This is a genomic window from Syntrophorhabdaceae bacterium, assembly GCA_035541755.1.
Taxonomy (GTDB): Bacteria; Desulfobacterota; Syntrophorhabdia; order Syntrophorhabdales; family Syntrophorhabdaceae; genus PNOF01.
Window position 1 is genome coordinate 1 of record DATKMQ010000179.1, and the last position, 19,109, is coordinate 19,109.

General features: G+C 50.9%; 15 protein-coding genes. 4 read left to right on the forward strand and 11 right to left on the reverse strand.

Features of this window, described 5'->3' with window-relative positions; genetic code table 11:
- Positions 1 to 1,033 (forward strand): type II secretion system F family protein (locus VMT62_17860; GenBank protein HVN98297.1); only part of this gene is annotated, 1,033 nt, incomplete at its 5' end.
- Between the two features lie 48 nt (positions 1,034 to 1,081).
- On the opposite strand, the gene bioB is transcribed toward VMT62_17860, so the two are convergent.
- The 10 genes from bioB to VMT62_17910 form a co-directional block, all read right to left on the reverse strand.
- Positions 1,082 to 2,059, reverse strand: a complete 978-nt coding sequence (gene bioB / locus VMT62_17865; GenBank protein ID HVN98298.1) for a biotin synthase BioB — start codon at positions 2,057 to 2,059, stop codon at positions 1,082 to 1,084.
- 48 nt (positions 2,060 to 2,107) lie between these two features.
- Positions 2,108 to 3,394 (reverse strand): methylenetetrahydrofolate--tRNA-(uracil(54)-C(5))-methyltransferase (FADH(2)-oxidizing) TrmFO, encoded by a 1,287-nt coding sequence (gene trmFO / locus VMT62_17870; protein ID HVN98299.1) that lies wholly within the window; start codon positions 3,392 to 3,394, stop codon positions 2,108 to 2,110.
- Positions 3,379 to 5,586 (reverse strand): type I DNA topoisomerase, encoded by a 2,208-nt coding sequence (topA, locus tag VMT62_17875; protein ID HVN98300.1) that lies wholly within the window; start codon positions 5,584 to 5,586, stop codon positions 3,379 to 3,381. Before topA ends, trmFO begins: the two co-directional genes overlap by 16 nt.
- 256 nt (positions 5,587 to 5,842) lie before the next feature.
- The gene (gene dprA, locus VMT62_17880) at positions 5,843 to 6,895 is read right to left on the reverse strand and encodes a DNA-processing protein DprA (GenBank protein ID HVN98301.1); all 1,053 of its coding nucleotides are present in this window, start codon (positions 6,893 to 6,895) and stop codon (positions 5,843 to 5,845) included.
- A 78-nt stretch (positions 6,896 to 6,973) separates the two neighbouring features.
- Positions 6,974 to 7,621, reverse strand: coding sequence for a hypothetical protein (locus VMT62_17885; GenBank protein HVN98302.1), 648 nt, complete (start codon positions 7,619 to 7,621; stop codon positions 6,974 to 6,976).
- A 56-nt stretch (positions 7,622 to 7,677) separates the two neighbouring features.
- Positions 7,678 to 8,415, reverse strand: coding sequence for an RsmE family RNA methyltransferase (locus VMT62_17890; protein ID HVN98303.1), 738 nt, complete (start codon positions 8,413 to 8,415; stop codon positions 7,678 to 7,680).
- Positions 8,416 to 8,417: 2 nt separating this feature from the next.
- Entirely contained in the window at positions 8,418 to 9,377 is a 960-nt protein-coding gene (locus tag VMT62_17895) for an HD domain-containing protein (protein ID HVN98304.1), read from the reverse strand.
- Positions 9,370 to 10,341, reverse strand: a complete 972-nt coding sequence (gene thiL / locus VMT62_17900) for a thiamine-phosphate kinase (protein ID HVN98305.1) — start codon at positions 10,339 to 10,341, stop codon at positions 9,370 to 9,372. Before thiL ends, VMT62_17895 begins: the two co-directional genes overlap by 8 nt.
- Positions 10,342 to 10,490: 149 nt before the next feature.
- Complete coding sequence (locus VMT62_17905; GenBank protein HVN98306.1) at positions 10,491 to 10,778, reverse strand: hypothetical protein; 288 nt, start codon at positions 10,776 to 10,778, stop codon at positions 10,491 to 10,493.
- Between the two features lie 240 nt (positions 10,779 to 11,018).
- Positions 11,019 to 12,215, reverse strand: coding sequence for a Gfo/Idh/MocA family oxidoreductase (locus VMT62_17910; protein ID HVN98307.1), 1,197 nt, complete (start codon positions 12,213 to 12,215; stop codon positions 11,019 to 11,021).
- Between the two features lie 484 nt (positions 12,216 to 12,699).
- Between VMT62_17910 and VMT62_17915 the strand changes: the two genes are divergently transcribed.
- The gene (locus VMT62_17915) at positions 12,700 to 15,678 is read left to right on the forward strand and encodes a DUF748 domain-containing protein (GenBank protein HVN98308.1); all 2,979 of its coding nucleotides are present in this window, start codon (positions 12,700 to 12,702) and stop codon (positions 15,676 to 15,678) included.
- 72 nt (positions 15,679 to 15,750) lie between these two features.
- Here the strand turns inward: VMT62_17915 and VMT62_17920 are convergent, their stop codons facing one another.
- Complete coding sequence (locus VMT62_17920) at positions 15,751 to 16,920, reverse strand: ATP-dependent 6-phosphofructokinase (protein HVN98309.1); 1,170 nt, start codon at positions 16,918 to 16,920, stop codon at positions 15,751 to 15,753.
- A gap of 646 nt (positions 16,921 to 17,566) precedes the next feature.
- Between VMT62_17920 and VMT62_17925 the strand changes: the two genes are divergently transcribed.
- Both VMT62_17925 and VMT62_17930 read left to right on the forward strand, forming a co-directional pair.
- Positions 17,567 to 18,313 carry an HNH endonuclease signature motif containing protein gene (locus tag VMT62_17925; protein ID HVN98310.1) on the forward strand — a complete coding sequence of 249 codons (747 nt, stop codon included), beginning with the start codon at positions 17,567 to 17,569 and terminating at the stop codon, positions 18,311 to 18,313.
- Positions 18,314 to 18,417: 104 nt separating this feature from the next.
- A complete protein-coding gene (locus VMT62_17930) occupies positions 18,418 to 18,957 on the forward strand; it encodes a hypothetical protein (protein HVN98311.1) in 540 nt (179 codons plus the stop codon).
- The last annotated feature ends 152 nt before the right edge of the window (positions 18,958 to 19,109 follow it).

A 19,109-nucleotide genomic window follows, 5' to 3' on the forward strand; every position in this document is an offset into this window, starting at 1 on the left:
CAAGAGACTTCATATCGTCCTCTTCACGAGGCAGTTGTCCACAATGATCACATCCGGATTACCTCTCGTGCAATCGCTTGAGATCCTGGCGAACCAGATCGAAGACCTCAATTTCAGGGGTATCGTCCGTGAGATAAAAACTAAGATAGAGGGAGGTTCCCGATTTGCAGATGCCTTGCACGACTTTCCTCAGTGTTTTGACGAACTCTACGTCAACCTTGTTGTTGCAGGCGAAGAGGGCGGTCTTCTCGACAACGTACTCCAGCGATTGGCAACCTATATGGAGAAATCTGAGAAGCTTAAGAAAAAGGTCAAATCGGCAATGATATATCCTGTGGCCATCATCACCGTAGCAATCGGCGTGGTCATGGTCCTTTTGCTGTTTGTTATCCCCGTATTTGAAAAGATGTTTAAAGAGATGGGCGCCGAGCTGCCGGCCCCGACCCAGTTCGTCATAAACTTGAGCCACCTCATCGCATCCATATACGGTCTTGTTGCTCTTTTCATTTTCGTAGGGGTCGTCATCGCATTCCTCCGCTATTACAAGACCGAGGGCGGCAGACGGAACATCGACGGCATCATCCTCAAGCTTCCACTTTTTGGTGTACTCACCCTCAAGGCCTCCGTGGCAAGGATTACGAGGACCCTTTCCACGCTCCTTACAAGTGGTGTGGCGATCCTTGAAAGCCTTATCATTTGTGCCAAAGTCGCCGGTAACAAGGTGATAGAAGACGCATTGTTGGTGGCAAGAAGTCGCATCAGTGAGGGCAAGACCATGTCGGAACCGCTGGAACAGGCCGGCATATTCCCGCCCATGGTAGTCCAGATGGTCCAAGTAGGGGAATCAACAGGCGCCCTCGACAGTATGCTCGGTAAGATTGCGGACTTCTACGATGAGGACGTGGACAATCTCGTCGGCAACCTGACGGCCATGATGGAGCCGATGATCATGATGTTTCTCGGTGTGGTCTTAGGCGGCCTCATCATCGCCATGTATCTCCCCATATTCAAACTCGGCTCAGCGGTCGGCTAAGAAACCTGGACCGGCTCGCAGAAAGCCGACTCGGTCGCTTTTAAACGGTCAGAACATACTTATTCCACATCCCAGGTCTTCTATCATCTCCACATCGTCCCGGCTGTCTCGTCCCGTTGTCGTGAGATAATTGCCCGTCATCAGGGAGTTCGATCCGGCTACAATCGCCAGCGGCAGCAGCTGCCTCAGATTCTTTTCCTTTCCGCCGCACAATTTGATATCCTTGTCGGGCAGAATGAATCGAAAGAGCGCAACCGTCAAAAGAATCTCCATGGGTGTCAGGGGTGTTACGCCCTCGAGGGGGGTTCCCGCAATGGGGTTCAGGATATTTATGGGCACCGAGTCCACATTGAGTTCCTTGAGGGTCAGGGCAAGCTCTATACGGTGCTCCATCTTCTCTCCGAGGCCGATGATCCCACCTGAGCATACGGAGAGCCCGGCCCTTCGGGCTACGGCAACAGTGTGGATGTCCTCGTCATAGGCATGGGTCGAACAGATGTTGTCGAAGAAACTCCTCGATGTCTCGAGGTTGTGGTGGTATCGGAACAAGCCCGCACTCGCAAGACCGGCGGCTCTTTCACTATCAAGCATACCAAGTGACGCGCAAGGCTTTATTCCCATCCGCTTGAGACCTGCAATTGCCTCATATATTTCTTGCCATTCGTCTTGGTCGTCGATACGGGTACCGCTCGTGACAATGCCGAAATAGCCCGCGCCCGCTTTAAGGGCCGCCTCCCCTTTCTCCACAATCTCCCTGGCCGATATCAGCGGATAGACCGGTGCCGTCGTCTGATAGTGAGCCGACTGTGCGCAAAACTTACAATTCTCAGGACATATGCCCGATTTGGCATTAACGATGCCGCAAAGGCTAATCTTTCTTCCCTTAAAATGCTCTCGTATCTCCGATGCGTAGGCCAAAACGAGAAACGGCTCTTTTTGTCCGATTGCATATATATCTGACGCATCTGTAAGGTCTATTCCCTTCTCAATTGCTTTCTCCTTGAATTTTACAATACCCGGATTCATCTCTCCTCCAGACCCGATCGCGGAACCACTTTTCGGCCGCCACCCGCACTATTCATCTATGTCCTTTATCCACAGCTCGATGGAATTAAGCGCCTTTTCAACAGCTTTTTCTTTCTCCCTCTTCCCATAGCCCTGAAGAAGTCCAAAGTTGACATTCATTGGCTGGAAATCTCTTGTCTCAGTAGTTATGTATTGCAGCAGGGCACCTATGCACGTGTGTCCTGGCGGTGGAGTGAATGTCTTCCCGTGCGCATACAAATGCGCCGAAATACCCGCAAGTAATCCCATGGCCGTCGCTTCGACATACCCCTCGACACCGGTTATCTGCCCTGCAAAAAAAATATCACCATGTCCCTTGAGTTGCAATGTGCTCTTGAGCGCAACCGGGGAATGAATATATGTATTCCTGTGAATGCTCCCGTGCCTCAGAAAAAGCGCGTTTTTAAGGGCGGGGATCAACCTGAACACCCTTTCCTGTTCCTGGTATTTCAATTTTGTCTGATATCCGACCATATTAAACATAGTGCCTGCCGCGTTTTCCCGTCTTAACTGTACCACGGCGAAAGGCCGCTTTCCGGTTCGTTTGTCGGTAAGGCCCACAGGTTTCATGGGCCCATACAAGAGCGTCTGCCTGCCACGCTCGGCCATGACCTCGATGGGCAAACAGCCTTCGAAATAGGAGGTCTTTTCAAATTCTCTGAGGTCCACCCTTTGGGCTCTTATCAGCTCCTCGTAGAATAAATCGTACTCCCTTTCCGTGAGCGGACAGTTCAAATAGTCGTGGCTTTCCTCCTTAATATACCTCGATGCATAGAACGCATGTTCCATATCGACCGAGCCGCCATCGACAATGGGGGAAATTGCGTCGAAGAACCAGAGATTTTCTTCCCCGGTGAGTGAGCGTATCTTCTCAGTAAGATCTGGGCTTGTCAGCGGCCCCGTTGCGATAATCACAACCCCGGGTGGCACGTCCTTCACTTCTTCCCGGACGATACGGATCAGAGCATGGTCCTCGATCCTTCTCGTCACTCTTTGTGCAAATTTCTCTCGATCCACAACAAGCGCCTTGCCGCCTGGAATGGCAGACTCTTCCGCAGTTTCGATGATAAGAGAGTCAAGTCTTTTCAACTCCTCTTTGATAAGCCCGTGGGCATTGCCCAGGTCCTTTGATTTGAGAGAGTTACTGCAGACAAGCTCCGCAAGGTATTCGGTTTTGTGTGCCGGGGTAGAAGCTTCAGGCCTCATTTCATAGAGGGCTACCGCGCTGCCTCTTCTTGCGATCTGGTATGCAGCCTCAGTACCGGCAAGCCCTCCGCCGATTACTTTGATTTCCATCCACAACCCTTACGAAGACAGAGCGGACTTCTTCTAAAGGAAAAGAGCGTGGGAGCGCCACAAACCGGACAGGGTCCTTCCGCCGGCTCCTTATTTGTAGCAAAAGAACATTTCGGATACTGCGAGCAACTGATAAACCTCTTCTTCTTTTTGGAGGTCTTCTCAACGAGTTTTCCTGTGCACCCTTCCTCGGGGCAGTGAAAACCGAGGGAGTACGCCTCAGTATGTTTGCAATCCGGATAATTGCTGCAGGCAAGAAATCTGCCGAACCGGCCTCTCTTCTCAATGAGGTTTCCACCGCATTTCGGGCAGGTCCCTTTGATCTCCTGTTCCACAACGCTGATAGTTCCGTCCTCACCAACCCTGACATTCTTCTTGTTCTTACATTCTGGCTTTCCCGAGCAGACAAGGTACTCGCCGTTCTTTCCCCATCTGAGAAGCATGTGCTTGCCGCACTGATCACAAATTATATCGGTCTTCTTCTCTTCCTTCTTCAGACTTTTCATGGTCTCTTTTGCTTTGTCCAGTTCCTTTTGGAAAGCGGAATTGAACCTTTGCAGGGTTTTGACCCAATCTTTCTGTCCATCCTCAATAAGATCGAGCCTTTCTTCCACTCTCGCCGTGAAACCGACGTCAACGATCACAGGAAAGAACTCAACCAGGACCTTGTTGACGGTTCTTCCGAGGGGTGTGGGTGCGAGCCTTCCTTTCTCCTTCTTTACGTAATCTCTGTCTTCCACCGTGCTCACAATAGTCGCATAGGTGGACGGTCTTCCGATACCTTTCATCTCAAGGGCTCTGATGAGCGATGCTTCCGAATAACGGGGCGGAGGATTTGTAAAGCGTTGTTTCAAAATGGTATCGACGTGCGAGAGCGTTCCGCCTTTTGCCATGGGGGGAAGCTGTGATCCTTGTTCTTCCTCGTCTGACTTCTCCTCGTAAATTCTTGCGAAGCCGTCAAAGAGCACCCGCTCCCCTTTTGCGACGAAGAGAAAGTCTCCGGTTACTATATTTGCCGTTGTAATTTCGACCTTTTCATGGGCCATCTGGGACGCCACAAACCGTTTCCATATGAGATTATAGAGGGCGAAGAGGTCTTTATCAACGAACTGCTTTACCTTGTCGGGTGTAAGTGACACCGACGTTGGACGTATGGCCTCATGGGCATCTTGAGCGCTTTTCTTGTTCTTGAAGAAATTTGGTTTTTGAGGTACGTATGTTTTTCCGAAGCTATTCTCGATGTAACTCCTCGCTTCGGTGATCGCTTCCATCGATACCCTCACTGAATCCGTTCTCATGTAAGTGATGAGACCTACCTGGCCTTCCTTTCCGATCTCCACGCCTTCATAGAGCTTTTGCGCCAGCATCATCGTTCTTTTGGGCGAAAAGCGAAGCACCCGTGACGCCTCCTGTTGAAGCCTGCTCGTGATAAATGCCGGCTGCGGCACCAGGTCTTTCTCTTTCGTTTCGATATCGGCAATGGTAAACGGCTTACCGGCTATCTGTCTTTTTATCTCCTCGGCTTCTTTTTCCGAGGGCACCCTGATCTTTTCCCCTCCCTTTCTTTCGAGGGTAGCTGTGATTTCTTCCCCTGTCGGGAGCTTGAGCTCGACCTCTATGATCCAGTATTCTTCTTTCTGGAAATTTTCTATTTCTTCTTCCCGGTCACACACGAGCCTGAGCGCCACCGATTGGACCCTCCCCGCGGAAAGCCCATAGCTCAGCTTCTCCCACAGCAATGGACTGATCTTATAGCCCACGAGTCTGTCCAGGATGCGTCGCGCCTTTTGCGCGTTGTATTTCGCCTCGTCCAGGTGAGTCGGCGCCTTCAGGGCGTCAAGTACACCCTTCTTCGTGATCTCGTGAAAAAGGACCCGTTCTATTTCTTTTTTCTTCCCGATCACCTCGGCTACGTGGAAGGCAATGGCTTCTCCCTCCCGGTCGGGGTCTGAACCTATGTATATTTTGTCGGCCTCTTTCCCTGCCTTTTTCAACTCCTCAACGACTTTTGATTTACCCTTGACCGTCATGAAATGAGGCGTAAAATCTTTCTCAATATCGACACCGAGTTTGCTTTTCGGCAAGTCCTTGATATGTCCGTAAGTCGCCTTAATCGTAAAACCTTTGCCAAGGTACTTGGAAAGCGTCTTCATCTTGGTGGGCGACTCAACAACTAAAAGTGATTTTCCCATCTATGTTCTCCTCTGCGGGGGTTCGGTATCGGTCTTCCTCCAGGAATCACCGTCAGTGAACCTGCGCGAGATTTTCAATTTGTTATGTGCGGTGACAGCCACTAAAGCGCCTCTCCCTTCTCTTCTCGGCCGCGCCGTGAAGGAAAGAGACCGCCCCATCCTTCACGAGAACGGAATTTCGTGCTCAGGTATCCTAATCGAAAATAACCCGAAAATCAAATCCATCTCTTTTTTTATCGGAAGTACCGATCTTTGATTACCTTTTCATATAGAACCCGCCCGGCGTTTCGCGGATGAGTTCCTTCATTTCAAGTTTCGTAAGGATAGCCATGACTTGCTTTGCCGCCATGCCGCTCTTTTCGATGACTTCATCCACGTGAATTTTCAGGGCACCGATGATCGAAAAGATGCGCTCTTCCTCCCTGTTGATGTTAGCAGGCTCTTTGGGTTTCAACACAAGACCGGGAAAACAGGTTGATACAATGTCGTCGATATTTTCAACGAGCTTGGCCCCCTGCTTGATCAGGGCATTGGCTCCTCTATATTCGTCACGAAAGACGCTGCCGGGAATCGCCATGACTTCCCTGCCGTATTCGAGACCAAGCCGCGCCGTGATCAGCGAGCCGCTCTTCTTTGATGCTTCGATCACGAGAATACCCTTGGATAACCCTGCTATGATCCTGTTCCGCTCGGGAAAGTGGAATGGAAGCGGCTCTTCCTGCGGGCCGTACTCACTGATCAGAAGACCCTTTTCCGCAATATGCCCGTAGAGTTGTCTATTCTCCGGTGGATAGCACACATCGACACCGCAGCCGAATACGGCAACGGTGCCTCCGTTTCCTTTAACAGCGCCCTTGTGAGCCGATGAATCGATGCCCCTGGCAAAACCGCTCACAACGGTTATTCCCACGGAGGAGAGCGTCTCAGCTATCTTCTCGGCAAGATTCATACCCTCAAAAGTGGCCCTCCGTGAGCCGACTATTGCCAGCATATTGCAGCCGGCGTCGAGGGAACCCTTCTTGTAGAGCACGACCGGCGCGTCAGGAATATGTTTGAGAAGCGGCGGATATTCCGCATCCCGTATGGTCGCGATCCGCCCACCCATGGAATCGAGTACTTTCAGATCGCTTTCGATCTTTCCCCAGCCTTTAAAAGAAGAGGCGGCGCTTCGCACGGCGCCATCTAAGCAGCCCACCTTCTTTTCAAAAAGGTCACCAATATTGTCAAAGCTGAGAGCAATGTCCCTTTTCACTATGTTGCTCACACGCCTCAACCGTGAAAGGGCGATGAGTGCGACTCGTTCATCCATACAGTGAAGAACCTTTCAGCACATCTTATGAGGGTTAGCCTGACCCCGGGTGGTCTCGATGCCGGCCATTCCAACGTTTCACTGGTCTATCTTTCGCTTTTGTCCGGTTTTGAATCCTGAAAAATAGTACGATCCGAGTTCATAGACTTCCTTTACGAAAACTATGCGCGACGTGCCGTCTTTCCACCATCTGTCTTTCTTAAAATAGGAAACCTCTACGGGCTTTATCATGAACAAGGTCTTGGCCTGGCCCCGCGAGGAATCAAAGATGTCATGAAATCTCCTCGAAGCATATTCAGGAACGAGGATGATGACCTTCTTGACTCCCATGGCCTGAAATTTCTCCTTTATCGTGGTGAGCCTGGCATCTTCCTCACCCTCAGCACTTACGGGCTTTACGATATTCTCCTTGATACCCTTGGTCTGAGCCATCTTTGCAACCAGATCGGCTATGCCTATGCCGAAAATCCTGTCCTCTTCAACGTAGATCGCTTTACAGTTCCCGGCCCAGTATTCCCTGAAAGCTTCGGTATAAAGCTCGCCATTTCTGTCCTCCACGAACCTGGGCACAAAGACACTGTCGCTGGGAACTATTTTATCCTCGTATCTCATTTGTTTCGCCATGAGTCTCAGGCTGAAGGGGTGAATAAGCACACCCACAAGCACCATACAGATCACAAGGATGAATACAAGACATCCACAACCTGACTTTCCTTGATTCCCCATTATCCCTCCCTTTGCATACGTGCCCGCCATGTCCTTGAACTACCCTTTCCCGCTCTTTATTTTTTGCCGTACTCGTAAAGAATGATGGAGAGGATCACGAGCGGGGTCGTTTCAGTTCTGAATATGCTTTCTCCCAGGGTGTACGAAGTAAAACCGTTTTCCTTGAGCCAGTCGATTTCAGATTCGTCGATCCCTCCTTCAGGTCCGATTACCACACACATCTCGCCCTTGAGCGATGATGAGAAAAGTCCCTTCAGCGTGTTCTGTTTTTCTTTCTCGTAGAGCACGATACGGTTTTTGACGGAAATGATCATGGGGGCCACGCCCCTCAGCGGTGTAGACGCCCCGATCTCGGGGACGGTAAATCGTCCGGATTGCCGGGAGGCTTCAGCGGCGATCCTTTTCCATCGTTCGAGCTTGCCTTTTTCTTTCTCTTCGAACTTCACGACAGTTCTTTTGAAAATCGTCGGCACGATTTTCTCTACGCCCAGTTCCGTGGCCTTTTCGATCAGCCAGTCCATCCGGGGGCCCTTAATGGGGCTCACGCAGAGCGTCACTTTGGGTCTTTTCTCATCCGGCTTGTGAACTACATCGAGGATCTGCACATAAAGTTCCCTGCTCTTGATGCTGTGTATGACACACCGGTAGAGATACCCTTTTCCGTCAATGAGGTCGATCCTGTCTCCCAACGTTTTTCTGAGAACGGAAACCACATATTTATGCATGGGCCCGGTCACCAGGGCCATGCCGTTCTTCATCTTCAGTTTGTCAACAAATACCCTTCTTACTTCCATGATCATTCTTCCGGAATTTTGTAGAATCGAGATTCGTATAGCCTGTGATATTCGGTCCACCTTTCGTCTTCCATGTTTTCCTTCATGTGTTCCTTAACGCCCATAACTTTGGCGTCGAGGTTATCGAGGTAGTGGACCACAAGCGCTTCAATAAACATCGGTTTCTTCGGAGATCCCCATTCTTCAACACCATGGTGGCTTACAATAATATGGTAGAGGGCATCGGCAAGGTGATCGGGAAAGTCTTTTGTTTCACGGATAAGGTCGCTTAGGATGGTCACGCCTAGCGCGATATGCCCCATCAGTCTTCCTCGGTCCGTGTACCTGAATCCCCTCTTCACGTCGATCTCTTCGATCTTGCCGATATCGTGGAGCAAACACCCGGCAAGGATAATATCGAGATCTCCCCTTAAGGCTTCAGCGGCCGTACGGGCCATTCGCGTCATGGACAGAGAATGTTCGAGAAGGCCTCCGACGTAGGTATGGTGCACGCCGATGGAAGCGGGGTAGAAGAAGAATTTTTCCAGCATCTCCTTCTTTTCATTTATCAGGGTAAAAAGTCCGCCTATGGCGCGATTCTTAAATTCTCCCGTAACCTTGAAATATTCTTCCTTTAAGGCATCACAATTGGTCTCACTTTCAGGGAAGAACTGGCGTATGAGCTCGAAAGGCAGTTCTTCGTCCACCCTCTTTATATCCGTTATATTGAGTTGCAGTTTTTCCTGATAGACCCTTGGTCTGCCCTTGACGTAGACGATGTCGTTTTTTTCGAAAAGACTGTTCAATTCATCGACCCTCTCCCAGACTTTTGCCTCTATAACGCCGCTTTTGTCCTTGAGATTCAGGCTGATGTATTTCGCGTTGGTTTTGGTTGTATAGGTCCCTTTTCTCGACACCACAAAATAGTCGTTGACCGTGGCCCCCTCTTCAGTGATGTCTCTGACGAATATCTTTTTATCCATGAGATGTTCCGTTGAAGTGCTGGTATCCCTTTCTCTTAAGTCTCACTTCCTTACCTTCCCGAAAGACTCGGACACCCCTGCCCCCCGTTACCTCTCCGATAATTGAAACCATGTGTCCCTTGTCTTTCAGTGCTTTCATGCGGGCGAGCTTTGTCGGCGAAAAGGTGAAGAGGAACTGATAATCTTCACCGCCTGTAAGGGCAAGCTCCTCCATGCCGTTTTTGCGGAGGAGTTGCGGGACGGGCACGCTTTCGAGGTGTATCCTTGCAGCCTTGTTGCTCTCCAGCATCATTCGTTCAAGATCGATGATAAGCCCGTCGCTTATATCCATCATGGCAACTGTTATATCATGTTTCATCAATTCCTTCCAGAAAGTGTAGGGCGAAACGGGGTCCATAAATCGTTTGATACACCGCGCAGCACCTTTCGTTTGTGCATCTTTTTCAACGAGCAGCTGCAGTCCGTAGGCTGCTTCGCCCAGATATCCCGTAACCCCAATCAGATCTCCGTCTCGCGCCTTGTCCCGTCCGAAATAGGCTCCGGCTACGAGCTTCCCCACCATGGAAATATCGATGAAGAACGTCTGCGATGACACCGTGTCACCGCCGAGGAGGTTCATATTCAACTGTTTTGATGCGTCCCTCATGCCCCTGTAGAGTCTTTCAATGTCCTGAGACCTGATCCCGGCGGGTAGGCCGATCGTGACAAGGAAATAGAGCGGCATAGCCCCCATGGAGAGGACATCAGATATATTCACCTGAACGGCCTTCTTTCCCACGTAATAGGGATTAAGGAAGGAGAACTCGAAGTGAACGTGCTCCACCATCGCGTCCTGGACAAGCACGTATTGACCGCCTCTCATTGCAATCACAGCACCGTCATCGCCAATGCCGCGTATGACCCGAGGGTCCCTCTTTTCAAACCTCTTCAATTTCTTGATGAGAGCATTTTCAGATATTTCCATTATGGGAAATCATATCAGGTTATTGCCACATTATGCAAACTCGACGCCCTTGCAGCTGTCGATTCCTTGATGAGGTCCTAGCAACCCCAAGGCTCAATTCTTGAGACGCAAGGTGTGAGGATACGGTGCGTGTTAAGCCCGATTTAAGTTTACTTGTGAACAAAAAAACCCACAATAAAAACCAGGGCCATCACCACACCGCATATAACATAGATATATAAGCCCCAGGAAGACTCGCCCACCATACCGAGAAAATATTTGCTGTTAAATATGAACCCCCAATAGAAGACGAACAGATAAGAGACGATCAACCCTAACTTGTGTCGACCGAGTAAGAGGCAGGCGGAAGTAGTCATAACCAGGAGCAAAACTTCCCAAAGGGGGACCGAAAAATCTTTGCCAGACAGAAATTGAAGGAGACCGATAATATATTCCATTTAGACCGCCAGGCTTTTTTTGCCTCTGTTTCTCATTATCCCACAGCTTTTGAAAATATCAAGTCTTTTGTAAGAAGCCTGTTTATCACGGAGGATGATAAGGAATGGCTAAAGAGAAGACCTTCCGAGCCCGACACAGCGGGAATTCTGTCTCAGCTCAAAGGTAACAGTGGCCCCAAAGAGAGAGGAAAGCCTCGGCCGGAATTTGCCCGTCGGTTAGTGGCAGGTGAACATTCGCCCTTACAGGAGAGTCACGCGCATTCCTGTCTCGGCAGACTCATAGGCCGCGTATATCACGTTGACACAATCTACCGCAAGATCGATACCGGAACGTGCTTCTCTTCCATCGCGGATCGCGGCCACAAAATCTTCAAGCTCCTGAGAGAAACCTCGAAACCAGTCCTCATCGCAACTCGGACGATTCCATCCAGCCCGGGTTTCGAGTTTTTCTGTGAAATATTCCCCGTCAAAAATCGACTCGTCCGGGGCATACGTCTCGATTGCATTGTTTGCAGTCATGTTCGCCTTGATCACACCGTCAGTCATAAAGGCTGTGACACGCGTGTTCAATCCGCCCAGCCCCACGTCGCTCACAGTAATGGTCCCTCGTGAGCCGTCCTCGAAACCGATGACTACGTTTGCCCAGTTCTCCACATCGACCGGGTCCGCACTGATCCATCGGTTGGCATCCGCCTTCCGCGCGCGTTGCGACGCTTCGCTATGGACCAGATCCGCCGTGTCGGCAAGCACCCAAACGGGCCTGATGCCTTTGCCCTGGCGCAGCTCACCCTCCCATTGTTTGAGGTGCAAGCACGCCCCGACCGAATGCACGCCCATACGCAGCAATGCTCCTCCCCCGGTTGATTTCCAGTCCCGGGAGAATATCGAGTTGGAGCCGGAGTGGTTCTCCTCAGCGCGAATTTCGAGGATTGATCCCCTGGAGGCTAAGATGAGTCGCCGCATTTTTTCGATGGGCGGCGCGTAAACCCAGTTCTCGGCGTAGCAGAACCTGACACCGGCTGAGCGCACGACTTGACGCACGGCATGAGCGTTGCTGCGCGCTCCCTCCCGCATGCGCGCACGCCGCACACAGGCTCCAATCGGTTCGGGATCACCCGAGATTCCGAAATATCCGGTCAGTGGTTTTTCCATAATGATGTGCTTGCCGGCTTGAGCGGCGCGGATAGCAAATTCGTGGTGCAACGCGGGCGGCACGCAGATGTCAATTACGTCGATATCATTCCGCGCAAGCAGTAAGCCATAGTCGTTTGTGACAAATGCAATCCGGGCCTCCCGCGCCAGGGCATCACCGCTTTCTTTTGTTCGTGAACAAACCCCGCGGATCTCAACGAGATCTCTGGGCATTTTGGCGTAATTCGCCACATGCATCCGCGCGCCGTAGCGCGCACCGACCATACCGATGCCGAGTGTGCTCATGTGCATTCTCCCTTAAGGTTTCTATGAGGAATCTGGAACCCGGGCGTTCTCACGCTATTACGTGTAGCACGTTCCATGAGACTTTCCGGATTGTATGACTTTCCCGCCCCCCAAGTCAAGCCTCCTCGGGGTACCCGCACAGCTGTGCTCGTGAAGGCCTTACGCCACGTAAACTCTTTATAAGAAAATGGCGGCTTGCCGCTATTTTCTGAATGATATCGATCCATTATGCGGATAGAATACCGCAGTCCACCTTTCGCAGAGCTTGGTGTCCGAGGTCTTTCTTTCTGCTTTGGTAGGTAAGCGGGTGGGTGAGTCAAACTGCGCCAACGGGCCAATATTCGGCTTGAAATCGCAGGAGATATGACGCAGAATACTTATAGAGGCAGGCAAGATCAAGCGGCTGAGAAACAGATAGGCTTCTCGTAATCTCATGGGAGAGCCCGTAACCTTTCGGGCGGTTTTCCAAATTTATGGGGGACGTATGAAGGCATTGAAAAAGATCATCTTCTGGTGTGCCCTTGTGTTCGTTGTGCTCACGCTCTTTGGCTTTTTCGCCGCTCCTCCCATCGCAAAATCCATACTCTTAAAGCAGCTTTCTGCGACTTTCCACAGGACCATATCTATTGAGAAGATTTATATCAACCCTCTTACCCTGACGTTCAGGCTTAAGGGTCTCACCGTTCAGGAAAAAGACAAAAGCGCCCCTTTTGTTTCTTTCGATATGCTGGAGACAAAGTTTGCCCCTTCGATCCTCAAAGGAACAGTCGCCCTTCGCAGTATAGTCCTCAAAAACCCCTATATCAGCGTTGTCCGCAACGAGGACAAATCCTATAATTTTTCAGACATCCTGGAGGGACTCGCCTCCAAGGAAAAGGTAGAGAATAAGCCCGCGAAACCATCGAAACCGTTTCTTTTTTCATTGAGTGACATTCATATTGAGAATGGCAGCGCGGATTTCACCGATAAACCGCTCAACAAGAAACATGAGGTGCGCGATTTGAACATCATCGTTCCCCGTCTGTCAAACCGGCCGCGGGACGTGAAAACTGACGTACACCCCACGATCTCGCTCACGATCAATGGCGCCCCTTATGTAATTGAGGGCACGACAAAACCGTTTATCGATTCGCGCGAAACACACTTCGATATTGATATCAAGGACATCGACCTCCCTTATTACCTTGCTTATCTCCCTGCAAAACTGCCGTACGCCATCCGCTCCGGTCTTCTCACCGTGAAAGTGGACCTTGTCTTTATAGAGTACCCTCAGGGCAGGGAGCCTTCCCTGGTGCTCACGGGTGATCTGGCCCTTACGAAACTTCTCGTAAACGACAGTCAAGGTGGTCCGCTCGTCAGCGTGCCTACGCTTACCGTTTCTCTGAACCCCGTGGAGCCTTTCGCGAAAAAGGTGCATCTCGGAAAGGTATCCGTTCAGTCAGCGCAAGTCACTGTAAAAAGGGACAGGAAGGGCGATCTCAATATCCTGCCCGCATCTCAGAAACAGGAAAAAAACGTGAGTGAGGCAGGCCGCGTAGTCAAAACAGATGCCCGGTCCGCCACCAAGGACCAGGCTTTACCTCTCGAATTACTCGTAGACCTCTTCGAGCTTACCGATGGAAAGGTGACCTTCAACGACCAGTCGCTCAAAAATCCCGTGGACATAGGCATCGACAAACTGACGGTCAGGGGCGAAGGACTGTCTCTCGCTAAGGATAGCAAAGGTAAGTTCTCCACCTCGTTGTTACTCAACAAGAAAGGTCAGATAAGCGTGGACGGAGCAGTGGGCTTGACTCCGCTTACTGTGGACGCCAAGCTGTCCGTCAAGAACATCGATATTCGTCCCTTTCAGCCATACTTCACGGATAAGGTCAAGATCGCTGTCACAAGCGGCGCTGTCAATACAAACGGCTCCCTTGCCCTGTCGCAGAAGGAGAAACAGGGGCTCACCAGCCATTTTGCGGGCGGGGCATCTGTTACCGGCTTTAAAGCGGTGGATAAAGAGACCGGCGCAGATATGTTCAGCATGGAATCGCTGTATCTGACCGGCATCGATTACAAGGACGAGTCCGCTTCTCTCACTATCAAGAGCGTGGCCCTCACCAATTTTGCCGCCCACATCGCTGTGAACCCTGACGGCACGTTGAACTTACAGGATGTATTTGTCAAACAGGATGGCAGCGGCGGGGCTTCCCCAGCCAAGCCCACCCAACAGCCGGCAAGTCCCAAGGGCTCCCCCGACACTAAAGAGAAACCAAAAGAACAACCCATGGCTGTAAAAATTGATACGGTAACCCTTCAGGGAGGTGCTGTTGATTTCAACGATCACACGGTAACACCCAATTTTTCGGGTCAACTTACCGAAATCGGGGGCAGGGTCTCGGGTCTGTCATCAAAGGTGGACACCTTAGCGGACATGGAACTAAGGGCGCTCTACGACCGCTTCGCCCCGCTCGAAATCACGGGAAAGATCAATCCTCTCCGTGACGATCTCTACGTAGACCTTAAGGCGTCCTTCAAGGACATGGAACTAAGTCCGGCCACACCATATTCGGGCAAGTATATCGGATACACCGTGGAGAAAGGCAAACTCTCATTCGATGTACAGTATCTCATCGAAAAAAGAAAGCTCGATTCGAAGAACACAATTTTCGTGGACCAGCTCACGTTAGGAAACAGGATTGAGAGTCCCGCCGCGACCAAGCTTCCCGTGAAGCTGGCCATAGCACTCCTAAAAGACAGACGAGGACAGATCAAGCTTGATATCCCCGTCACAGGGAGCCTCGATGATCCGCAATTCAGTGTGTGGAGAATCGTTCTCAAAGTCATCATGAACCTTCTCACCAAAGCGGCAACCGCGCCCTTTGCCCTCATCGGCTCTCTCTTCGGTGGCGGCGAGGACTTAGGATACGTGGAATTCGATCCCGGAAGCGCCACGCTTTCCGACGCCGGCCTCAAGAAGGTCAACGACCTGGCCAAGGCGTTGCAGGACAGACCTTCACTCAACCTCGATATCACCGGCCATGTGGATATAGAGCGTGACAGGGAAAGTCTCAAACAGTATCTCTTCCAAAAAAAGGTGAAGGCCCAGAAGCTCAAAGAACTCTTGAAAAAGAGCACCACTGATATCGCCGTTGACGACGTGAAAGTGGAGCCCAAGGAGTACGAAAAATACTTGAGACTTGCCTATAAGGCAGAGAAATTCCCCAAACCTCACGACATCATAGGCTTAGAGAAGACGATACCTGTGCCTGAGATGGAGAAGCTCATGCTGACCAATACGCCGGTAAAGGATGAAGACTTACGGGCACTGGCCATCGCTCGTGCAACCAAAGTCAAGGAGACGATTCTCAAGGCAGGTCAGATTGACGCGGGGAGACTATTCATCATAGAACCCAAATCCCTTGCGCCGGAGAAAAAGGAGAAGCTCAAAGACAGCCGCGTTGACTTTACTTTGAAATAACCGGGAACGCAGTAAAGAAACAGATTATCTTCCCGGAGGATGCCTCTCGCCCTCCGCCCCGCCGATCCGTATTCAATAAAGGAACATGGGCTTACCCAGCGTGTCGCGCACTTTCGGTCTGTACGTCTCAATATCATAGAGCGCCGTCACATCGACCCGTTTCTTTGCGGCTATGACCATTTCAAGAGGTACGGTTGTGTAGCTCGCCTGCTGGAGGGCCACCATACGTCCGCTGTGGCCCATGGTCACCTGGTCGAGCGCCAGACTCCCGTAAGAGACCGCAACCATACGGTCCAGCGAATCAGGCGTTCCCGAACGCATGATGTAGGCAAGTTGCTGGTATATGGTGTTCACGCCCGATCTTTCCTTGATCACCTGTGCGACCGCATACCCAATGCCGCCCAGTTTCTTGTGCCCGTAGGCGTCTTCCATACCTTCTTCCAGCGCCGATCCTCCAATTGGATGAGCGCCTTCGGAGATGGTCATGATCGCGTAGTTTGACGGATTCTCGGAGCGATCATGCACAAGAAAACTGATGAGCCTGTCCATATCAAAGGGGACCTCAGAGATGAGCGCCCGGTCAACATCGGCAAGGTATGCGGCAAAGAGTGATGTCTCCCCGGAGTTTCTGCCGAAAAGCTCCACCACGCAGATCCGCTCGTGCGAGCCCGCGGTGGTGCGCAGTGCATTGATTGTATCTACCGATCTGGTCACAGCCGTAGAAAAGCCGATACAAAAGTCCGTGCCGAAGACATCGTTATCCATTGTCTTGGGTATGGCAACGACCTGCACCCCTTCCTTGTGGAGTCGGCATGCATAGCTCAAGGTGTCGTCTCCCCCTATGGGAATGACCGCATCGATGGAAAGGGTATCGAGTACCCGTACGATGTGGCGTGTGCAGTCAACCTTCCCGTTCATACTGATTACACGATCCTGCTCGGAGATGAAGCCGGGCACCTCATTGGGGTCGGCGCTTCCCGGATTGGTCCGGGACGTGTGAAGGATAGTTCCTCCCGTACGGTCGATGGTCCGCACATTATCCGGATTGAGATGCATGGTAAATTTCTCGATGGTAACGCGGTCGTCGGGGTTGATGCACATAAGTCCCATCCAGCCCCTGCGGATCCCCATCACTTCAACATCGCTTGAATGGGCGCGTTCCACAACTGCCTTTATGGCCACATTCAATCCGGGCACATCACCGCCTCCGGTTAATATGGCGACTCTTTTCTTTCTGGACATCCTCCCCTCCTCTATTCCTTATGAATAGGCCTTTCGGCTCATAACTTACAGAGGTACGCTCCACATATATAGATAGCTATAGCCCCGACTAATCGTATTGTCAAGCAAGCTGATGCCTATTTCTCGCGGAGAGCGTCTCTGCGCCGCCAGATTGAAACTGCTTAAGGCCGAAAGGCGTGTATGGTGTGTGTTTGGAGGCAGGGTTGTTCGGAAAACTCCACCTGCAACGCTCTGCCGGACTCTGCGCTGCTCCATGTATGCATATACACGTCCGCGCCAGCAGAGCCCGGCATATCGTCCCATCTGAAGCTTCCACTCCAAGCCTGTCTCCACTCACGCCGCGGCCCTTAAGCTATGACGCTTTAAGTCCGCGGATACTGCGTCTGAATATACGTTGACTGTGCGCAGCGCATAGCGCAGCTCCTAATTTTAGTGTCTCCGATGGACAGGTGGGCAAAGAACAACTACGATTTTTCTTGCTTTGCTTAAAAACGGTGGTATTCTTGATTTAATTGGGTACTTACCAGCGTTTTTCCGGCACGAGTCACTGACCCTACAACTCTGACATTCATCGACTCAAGATAATAAAAGGCAACAAAGCTTAGATGGCCGTATATTAATTGTTCGATGAATGAAAGGAGAGGCGATGCCATTCGATAAGACAGAAGCAGCTCAGCTACTGGCCGACTGCGGCAGGCGGTGTTGCATATGCGGACATCTCCACCGCGTCCAAGTGCATCATATAGTTCCAGGTGACGACAAGATCGAGAATGGCATTCCCCTCTGCCCTCCTTGTCACGATGAGGTGCACACCGACTACTCACAAGGCCGGACAACCAGGGTCTATACACCAGTTGAATTGAAGATGCACCGTAAACGGACGATTGATCTCACCAAGAAGGAAGGGAAATGGAAACCAGGTAGTCCCGAGTGGCGCAGGGACAAGAAACTCGTCACCTTCTTTGCCCAGTGTCTTGATCGGCCCGCTTTTAGAACCTACTTCCACCAAGAGATGAGTTTCGCTGACTTCGATGAAGCAATGCAAGACACCCTCCTCGCTTTGAATACGGGGTATTGGAAGACAAGGGACGGAACTGTGTTGGAGCGTTCACTAGGCAAGTCGTGCGTAGTTAACCCACGATGGCGCGAGGAGCTGGACAAGATCGCAGCCATAGTCGAGGAGATTCGCAGACGATTCGCGGATTCTGTGGGACTACACAGAATGCTCCTCCATTTTCAGGGCCGATCGGGTTTTAAACCGCCCGACGCGGTTCTGCGGGCCAACCTAGGTCTTGGTCAATGGATGGATGAAGAGCGTCAACAAGCCATAGACATAATGAATGCGATCCTGAGAGACCTCCAGATGCAACCCCTTGCAAATCTGCGGACATGAACATTGAACGAGTTGGCTGCACCCGAACCCTGCGATACCGTCTTTGTTGCAAATCGGGCGTCATTGGCGCAGGGTCAGTAAGCCAGAGTGTTATGCGCTACAATATGAAGGAAACCGTAAAAAAGATTGATTCTGCTCAACGCCAGCTTGATACGGCAATAGAACTCTGGTTCAAGGAGGGCGATCCTATCTCTGTTCATACTCTGGCCTGTTCTGCCTATCAGATAATTCATGACATCAATAGCCATCGGAAGGGTCGTGATCTGCTTCTTGATACCCTTGTTATTAAGGACGAATACATGAGCGAATTCCGCAGATGCCTGAAAGCTTCTTATAATTTCTTTAAACATGCTGATCAAGAGCCCGATCCAGACGGCACGATCGAATTTGATGCCAAGCTATCAGAATATTTTATGCTCTACGCTATCATCGGTCTCGAATTGAATGGTATCATGTCCACAACTATTCGTAAGGTTTTTGTCATGCACTATGTCGTCCACAATCCCCATGTTCTCACACAGAAAGGAAAGGAGTTTTATACTCAAAACATCCCTTCTGAAAAGATCGACGATATTAGGAAGCTCGGTAGAAACGAGTTTTTTGAGAACATCCCACTGATCTTGGGTCATTCTTGGACCGAGTGACATGATAACATTCTCCTATTGGAATAAGCAAAATGCATAACTACCCACTGCACCTGACGCGGGAGGTCACTAGGCTGTTTTGTTGTTACTGCTTCACCGCCCGAGCAGCCGAGCAGAGGATATTTGTTGTTGACTGAAGGTATGTTCTTCAC